This is a genomic window from Stenotrophomonas sp. 2YAF22, from assembly GCF_052114665.1.
Taxonomy (GTDB): Bacteria; Pseudomonadota; Gammaproteobacteria; order Xanthomonadales; family Xanthomonadaceae; genus Stenotrophomonas; species Stenotrophomonas indicatrix.
Genome location: NZ_JBFRFE010000188.1, coordinates 1 through 6,812 on the forward strand (window position 1 = coordinate 1; position 6,812 = coordinate 6,812).

Annotated in this window: 6 protein-coding genes, 1 tRNA gene and 2 pseudogenes; 5 read left to right on the plus strand and 4 right to left on the minus strand. The window is 61.5% G+C overall.

Annotation, left to right across the window (positions count from 1 at the left end; genetic code table 11):
- The 3 genes from ybgF to queC form a co-directional block, all read left to right on the plus strand.
- On the plus strand, positions 1-646 hold a 646-nt coding region (ybgF, locus tag AB4Y84_RS09405), incomplete at its 5' end, for a tol-pal system protein YbgF (protein ID WP_442250051.1).
- A gap of 174 nt (positions 647-820) precedes the next feature.
- Complete coding sequence (gene queE, locus AB4Y84_RS09410; RefSeq protein WP_442250052.1) at positions 821-1,522, plus strand: 7-carboxy-7-deazaguanine synthase QueE; 702 nt, start codon at positions 821-823, stop codon at positions 1,520-1,522.
- Between the two features lie 77 nt (positions 1,523-1,599).
- Positions 1,600-2,265 (plus strand): 7-cyano-7-deazaguanine synthase QueC, encoded by a 666-nt coding sequence (gene queC / locus AB4Y84_RS09415; protein ID WP_223496275.1) that lies wholly within the window; start codon positions 1,600-1,602, stop codon positions 2,263-2,265.
- A 96-nt stretch (positions 2,266-2,361) separates the two neighbouring features.
- Here the strand turns inward: queC and AB4Y84_RS09420 are convergent, their stop codons facing one another.
- Positions 2,362-3,375 carry a DUF2268 domain-containing putative Zn-dependent protease gene (locus AB4Y84_RS09420; RefSeq protein ID WP_442244769.1) on the minus strand — a complete coding sequence of 338 codons (1,014 nt, stop codon included), beginning with the start codon at positions 3,373-3,375 and terminating at the stop codon, positions 2,362-2,364.
- A gap of 174 nt (positions 3,376-3,549) precedes the next feature.
- Here AB4Y84_RS09420 and AB4Y84_RS09425 point away from each other — a divergent pair.
- Positions 3,550-3,625 (plus strand) — tRNA-Lys (locus AB4Y84_RS09425).
- A 14-nt stretch (positions 3,626-3,639) separates the two neighbouring features.
- Here AB4Y84_RS09425 and AB4Y84_RS09430 read toward each other — a convergent pair.
- Positions 3,640-3,855: pseudogene (locus AB4Y84_RS09430) on the minus strand (hypothetical protein); the annotation flags it as partial.
- Positions 3,856-3,873: 18 nt separating this feature from the next.
- Here AB4Y84_RS09430 and AB4Y84_RS09435 point away from each other — a divergent pair.
- Positions 3,874-4,344 (plus strand): annotated as a pseudogene (locus AB4Y84_RS09435) (phage portal protein); the annotation flags it as partial.
- An 81-nt stretch (positions 4,345-4,425) separates the two neighbouring features.
- Here AB4Y84_RS09435 and AB4Y84_RS09440 read toward each other — a convergent pair.
- On the minus strand, positions 4,426-5,943 hold the full coding sequence (locus AB4Y84_RS09440) for a DUF4365 domain-containing protein (protein WP_442244768.1): 1,518 nt from the start codon (positions 5,941-5,943) through the stop codon (positions 4,426-4,428).
- A gap of 196 nt (positions 5,944-6,139) precedes the next feature.
- Positions 6,140-6,812, minus strand: a 673-nt coding sequence (locus AB4Y84_RS09445; RefSeq protein WP_442250053.1) for a phosphoribosyltransferase family protein, incomplete at its 5' end; no start/stop codon positions are given.

Consider the following 6,812-nt stretch of genomic DNA (forward strand, 5'->3'; position numbering starts at 1 on the left):
GGTCACCAGCCTGCAGGCCTCGATCGAACAACTGCAACACGACAACGCCCAGCTCAAGCAGTCCGCCCAGGACCAGTACCTGGATCTGGACAGCCGCCTGAACCGGTTGGAAGGGGGCTCTGCCGCCCCGGCCCTGCCTGCTGTTCCGGCGAGCGCACCGAAGGCTCCTGCAGCCCCGGCAAAACCCGCAGCGGCGGCCACTTCCGAGCGGCCGCCTTCCGTCCATGGTGACCCGGGCAGCCTGGCCGTCACCGGTGACGAGCGTACGTCCTACAACGTGGCCTTCGACGCACTGAAGGCGGGCAAGTACGATGATTCGGCGCAGCTGTTCCTGAGCTTCCTGGAGCTGTACCCGAACGGCGTCTACGCCCCCAATGCCTTGTACTGGCTGGGCGAAAGCTATTACGCCACCCGCAATTTCCCGATGGCCGAGTCCCAGTTCCGCGAACTGCTCTCGCGCTATCCCACCCACGACAAGGCCGCTGGCGGCCTGCTCAAGGTCGGCCTCTCGCAGTACGGCGAGGGCAAGGTCGACCAGGCCCAGCAGACGCTGGAGACCGTCGTGGCGCAATACCCGGGCTCGGATGCCGCGCGTACCGCGCAGGACCGCCTGCAGTCGATCCGCCTCGGCAATCAGATCCGCTGATCCGCTGACCGGGCGTACAATATGTGTCCCGTAGCGCCGAGCCCATGCTCGGCTGCTTTCGTTTCCGGCCAGGCCAGGCCTGCCCGGTTTCAGTAGAGCCGAGCCATGCTCGGCTGCTTTCGTTACCGGCCACGGTAGCCCACCCGCCACGTGCCCCGCCAAGAAGTACCCGCCATGACCGCCGTTTCCCCGTCCGCCGCCGTCGCCACGCCCAGCGAGATCGTGCAGTCGCCCCTGCCACGCCTGAAGATCACCGAGATCTTCACCTCGCTGCAGGGCGAAGCCGATACCGCCGGTTGGCCGACCGTGTTCGTGCGCCTGACCGGTTGCCCGCTGCGCTKCCAGTACTGCGACACCGCCTACGCCTTCCACGGCGGCACCTGGTGGGACATCGACGATATCGTGGCCCACGTGCAGGCCCAGGGCGTGCGCCACGTCTGCGTGACCGGCGGCGAGCCGCTGGCGCAGAAGCGCTGCCTGGTGCTGCTGCAGAAGCTGTGCGATGCCGGCCTCGACGTGTCGCTGGAAACCTCCGGTGCGCTGGACGTCAGCGCCGTCGATCCGCGCGTGTCGCGCGTGGTCGATATCAAGACCCCTGGCTCGGCCGAGGTCGCGCGCAACCGCTGGGAAAACCTGCCGCTGCTGACCACGCGTGACCAGATCAAGTTCGTGATCTGCAACCGCGAAGACTACGACTGGGCCAAGGCCATGGTCGCCGAACACCAGCTGGTGCAGCGCACGATGGTGTTCTTCTCACCCAGCAAGGGTGAAATCACTGCCCGCCAGCTGGCCGACTGGATCGTCGAAGACCGGCTGCCGGTGCGCTTCCAGATGCAGTTGCATAAAATCCTGTGGAACGACGAGCCGGGCCGATAAGCCGGCGCAGTGTTTCCTGATGTAGCTCCGGCGCGGGACAGCGTGCTGGCTTTCTCCCCCAACCGGATGATTTACCCATGAAGAAGGCAGTCGTGCTTCTCTCCGGCGGCATGGATTCAGCCGCCGTCATCGCCATGGCCCAGGAACAGGGCTTCGCCGTGCATGCCCTGAGCGTGCGTTACGGCCAGCGCCACACCTCCGAGCTGGATGCCGCCGCACGCGTGGCCAAGGCCCAGGGTGTGATCGTGCACAAGACCGTGGACGTGGACCTGCGCAGCATCGGCGGCTCGGCGCTGACCGACGACATCGACGTGCCCGAGGCGGGCGGCGAGGGCATCCCGGTCACCTACGTGCCGGCACGCAACACCATCATGCTGTCGCTGGCGCTGGGCTGGGCCGAAGTGCTTGGCGCCAACGACATCTTCTGCGGCGTCAACGCCGTGGACTACTCCGGCTACCCGGATTGCCGCCCAGAATTCATCGCCGCCTTCCAGGCGCTGGCCAACCTGGCGACCAAGTCGGGCGTGGAAGGCGCGGGCATCACCGTGCATGCGCCGCTGCAGTTCCTCAGCAAGGGCCAGATCGTCAGCGAAGGCGTGCGACTGGGCGTGGACTTCGGCCTGACCGTGTCCTGCTACAACGCCGATGCCAGCGGCGCGGCCTGCGGGCATTGCGATGCCTGCCGCCTGCGCGCGCAGGGCTTCACCGACGCCGGCGTGCCCGACCCGACGTTGTACGCCTGACCGGGCGGTAGAGCCGGCCGCTGGCCGGCTTCATCGGTGGGTGCGAACTCCACCCTGGTGGGTGCGAACCGTTGGTTCGCACTCCCTGTCCCGGCGCTACCGCTGCCTGGCTTCGGGTAGTGCCGGCCGCTGGCCGGCAGCTTCGTTGGCATTCGCAAGCCGCAACCAACCCGATGCTTCAATGAAACCGCGCACCGCAACCGGATCGCTGTAACCCAGCTCGATCATCCGTGCGATCGCCGCCTGCTCATCCGGCTGCCGGCGCATGTACTCCTGCGCGATACGGTAACCCGCGTAGTACCCCACATCACTCACCCCGAACGCATTGTGGGCGCTGTTGTACAGCCAGTTGTCCAGCGCATCGCCATCCATCTCCGCGCTGAAGCGAGCGCGGATCTCCGCTTCGTGCAACGGGCCATAGGTGTACAGCGGCAGTGCCGGGCGGCGACCGCTGACCCGCTCGGCGATGTACTCGGCCACGCCCTCACGCACCGCATATTGCGCGAGCGATCCCGTGGTCTCGCGCTGCTGGGTATGCACGTACTCGTGCAGGTTGTTCTGCGCGTTGTTCGCGCCAGGCGTGCTGTCGTAGAAGACCCGCAGGCGGCTGCGCAACGGCTCCGGCAGTTCGCTGACATCCACGCTTGCATCGCCGAGTGCCATTTCCGCGCCGATCAGCACTTGGTCCCTCAGCGTGGTGCCGCCTGTGCGCAGCACGCCCACCGCGTAGGTGATGCTGGCCGGGCGCAGGGCGGGGTAGAGCTTGCGGAACACAGCCAGATCCCGCTCCAGCGTAGCGCTGGCTTGCCGTGCGTTGGTGGTCAGCGGCCGCACCGAAGCCCAGAAGCGCGGCCAGGCGCGCATTGCGTCGGCGTACTCGGCGGCGGTGTAGTTGCGTACCTCCATCAGCGCATGCAGGCCGGGGCTGCCCGGATCGATATAGCGCTGCTGGACCAAGGCCACCCGCTGCGCGCCATCGGGCTCGGCAAGTACCGCATCGTAGGTGGCCCAGAAGCGGTCGATATCGTCGGTCCGCACCTGTGTGGGCGCTGCGGCAGAGGCGGCGAACGGCAGCAACAAGGCAAGTATCAGCGGCAGTGGCAGGCGCATCCATTGCTCCGGGGCAGGGTCGCAGGTGAGATGCGGCGGGCGGTGCAAAGGTTTAGAAGCCCGCAGCCGGGGTAGTGCCGGCCGCTGGCCGGCAACCTGGTAGATCCCCGGCTTCACCCCGCCCGGAAAAGTACGGTAGAATGCCCACCCCGCCGAAAGGCCGGGGCCTTGCATGGGCCGTTAGCTCAGTCGGTAGAGCAGAAGACTTTTAATCTTTTGGTCGATGGTTCGAATCCATCACGGCCCACCATTGCATTCAACGACTTAGGCGCCCTCGCGGCGCCTTTTTCGTGTCTCCGGAAAAATTGCCGGAAAAATTAAAGTGGTTCCATGCTCAAGTGCGTTCCTCTTGCCGGGCGGTTGAACCACCGGCAGTTCATGGTCGTAGCGCTGCCGCATCGTTTCGGTAACGTGGTCGCCTGCAGCTTTGTTGCCGCCGTCCGTGATGCCCCGGTGTTTCAGGCCGTGCAGTGCAAAGCGCTAAAGCCGGCAGCGTAGTCTGCGCTGCTCAATGAATCGGCGACGCTGTTCCGCCGCAAGTATTACAACAACGGCTCGCACGCCGGTTTTATTCTGTACCTGATCGATAGTCAGCCCGAGGGCGGCGACGTGGACAATCTGCGCGAGGCGCTGCGGCAGTCCCGTGGCCCTGGCAATTTCCGCAATCTGTTCGTCCACTCGCCGGGCGGCAGCAAGGATGGTTTGAAGCTGATCCCGGTCAGCGTAGTGGCGGCCAAGGATGAGTTCACTGGCATCAAGAGCGTCACCCGGGACGACATGCTCGCATCRCTTGGGACGCCCCCACAGCTGCTGGGGATCGTGCCGCAGAACAGTGGCGGCTTCGGCTCGATCCGCGAGGCCGCGACGGTGTGGGCCGCGATGGAGCTAGCGCCGCAGCAGACACGCATGACGGACATCAACGAGTGGCTGGGCCATGAGGTTATTCGGTTTGATGCGTTTGAGCTTTGAGCGCCTGCTTGACGGATGCAAGTGCTTGACTGCGGTGTGGGCGAACGTGCAGCGACTGTGCAGCGCGTGCCGGACAGCGCGCTACTGCCAACGGAGGGATGCGGTGGATCTGCTTTCAGTACTGCGTGTCAGCTCGAAGCAACCAGAAGCATCAAGAGGTCCGACTGAGTAACGGTATAGGTTAATAGTGATTGGGATCTTGCACACAAGAGTTTTGCCGACCACTATCGAGAATTCCGAGGCGATTTCGTGGTCTGCAAGGCTGTTCCCCTTCTCAGCATCTGAATGCCTGCCAAAGGCCGAAAGTACCTCAATAGTTACTAATTCCCCTCGGAATAGGCGATACGCAAGATCAATTTTCTGCGCCTCTTTCGTGGTCAGTGCGAGGCTATCGGGTAGGACGTATTCTGAATTGGTGATCCTCGCGATGTGATGAAGTTTTCCGAGAATAATAAGTCCTTCAATAAGTGGTTTGGCATGATCTGTCGGCGCCGAAAATTTGAGAGACTGCTTTGAGGCGCATATCTCGATGGATAGTCTTCCGCTAGCTTCTAAACTCTCCGCCCACTGCCCGATTCTCCCGATGCTCTGGTTGAGCGAGATTTGCTCAGCGAAGAGGGATTCGGGGAGTCCCATAGTGAGTTTGACGTCCACGGCGTTGTCACTTTTGGAAACTCGAAGCTTCGCGTTCAGAGTTGCGCGCTCGGTAGTCTGAACCGTGAGCCCTGCACGGCCGAAGGTAAGGACGCCGGGCAAAACCAATTCATCCCCTAAAAGGGACGTCCCAGCCGGGCACAGTCGCAGTTTGCATTCTTTCTTGTGGGCGGGCGAAAGCTGGAGAGTGCCAGGTTGTGGGATATTCAGCCCTAGCTCCTCATAGAGAGGTGATCCATAGAATTGAAGACTCTGGCTGCTTATCGTTGCTGACTCGCCATATAGAGTCATCTCTTGAATTGCTAGGAATTCTTCGTCGCCAACCTGCAGGGTTACACCGGCCGGAGACGCAGGATGACTATTCTGCGTGATTGAAATGGTGCTCTCGTTCCCATTCGCTGATATGGTTACATCCAGCGTCTCATCGAGACTGGAAAGATATCTTTCTCGCCTTGTAATTAATTCTTGGACGCCGTTAATTCGCCTGTGGGATGGCGTCAATATCGGCTTCACGACCCGCAGGAACTCGTCAAAAGATGATGCGCTATGGGACATCCGGACTTGCGCAATACCCGCTCCTACAGCCAAGCGCGGATTCTCCTCAACCACCTGTTGCGCGTGTGTCCAATAGGCAGAATTGTCATCCAGGAACACTCGGAATATCAGTACCGGCATAACGTCGCGCGCATAATCCCGAAGCCGGGCCCTTGATACGGGCGCAAACACCCCGCCTTTTTGACGCTTCGCCTGCCCCTTCACCTGAACAAGGAAGCACTGCCCATCAAATTCAGAACGGGGTGGTGTGACAAACAGATCGAATCCATCGTCGATCTTATATCCACCTGTTGTCCAGCCCTGGCGCGTGAAATACGTGTCTACCCAAATCTCCGCTAATCTTCCGGTCTTTTGATTGGCAGGGAAGTTAGGCTTAGGTCGAGATATCACTGGTCTGTCCTGGTGGGCGCTTCACGCGCGCGTAGCATGGGTTATTTCTGAGTGGGAGGCGCGACTGGTGGTTCAGGGAGACCGTTAGCTCCCCACTCTCCGCGCACTAGGTCCCTCTTGTGGTACGCGAAATTGCGGGGCGGCGTCACTGAGAAGAATCCGGCGCACGCCCTGCATACGGTCGCCACAGGCCGTGTCAGATGTTCCAAGCAACGAAACGCTTGAGCATGTCGTCGAGTTCCGCTGCAGCATTCTGTGCGATCACCCCAGCTTGATAGGAGTGCGCCGTCGATGCGGGCTCGTTTGTAATTGTGTTTATCTCGTATGGCTTCAATCCCGGAATAGGGGCATTGAGGGCCATGTACGGCGCGGAGATTGTCTTCAACCATCCGAACATTGTCACCTGTCCTCCAGCCGCCTCGATGTAAGCGCGGGCGCTTTCGATGCTTCGACCTGATGTGATCATGTCATCGACGACCAGAACTCGCTTTCCCCTAAGCGAGATGGGCGTTTTCCGCGCGTTGGCCGCAAGGTTGCTATGGGGGAACTTGTTCAACCTGATGGTGCTGAGCTGATTTTTGAAGAGCCTATCAGATGCTTTGATAGGTTGACTCTTCGCTGCGGTCGAGTGTCGCAGAATCAAATCGTGAAGATAGGATGCGCGGGTACATTTACCCAGCCTGGCAAGAATGCTCTCGAGACCATTCGCGGTGATTTTCTTGGGTGTGTCGGTGTGGCCGGGGTAACTGCAGATATGGTCGACGTCCTCCATGAGCCCAGAGAAATAGAGCGACGCCACCGTAATGTAGAACCAAAATTCTGGATGCCCGGCGCCATGCTTGGCGGCGTCCCTCGCGTCGTAACCGAAT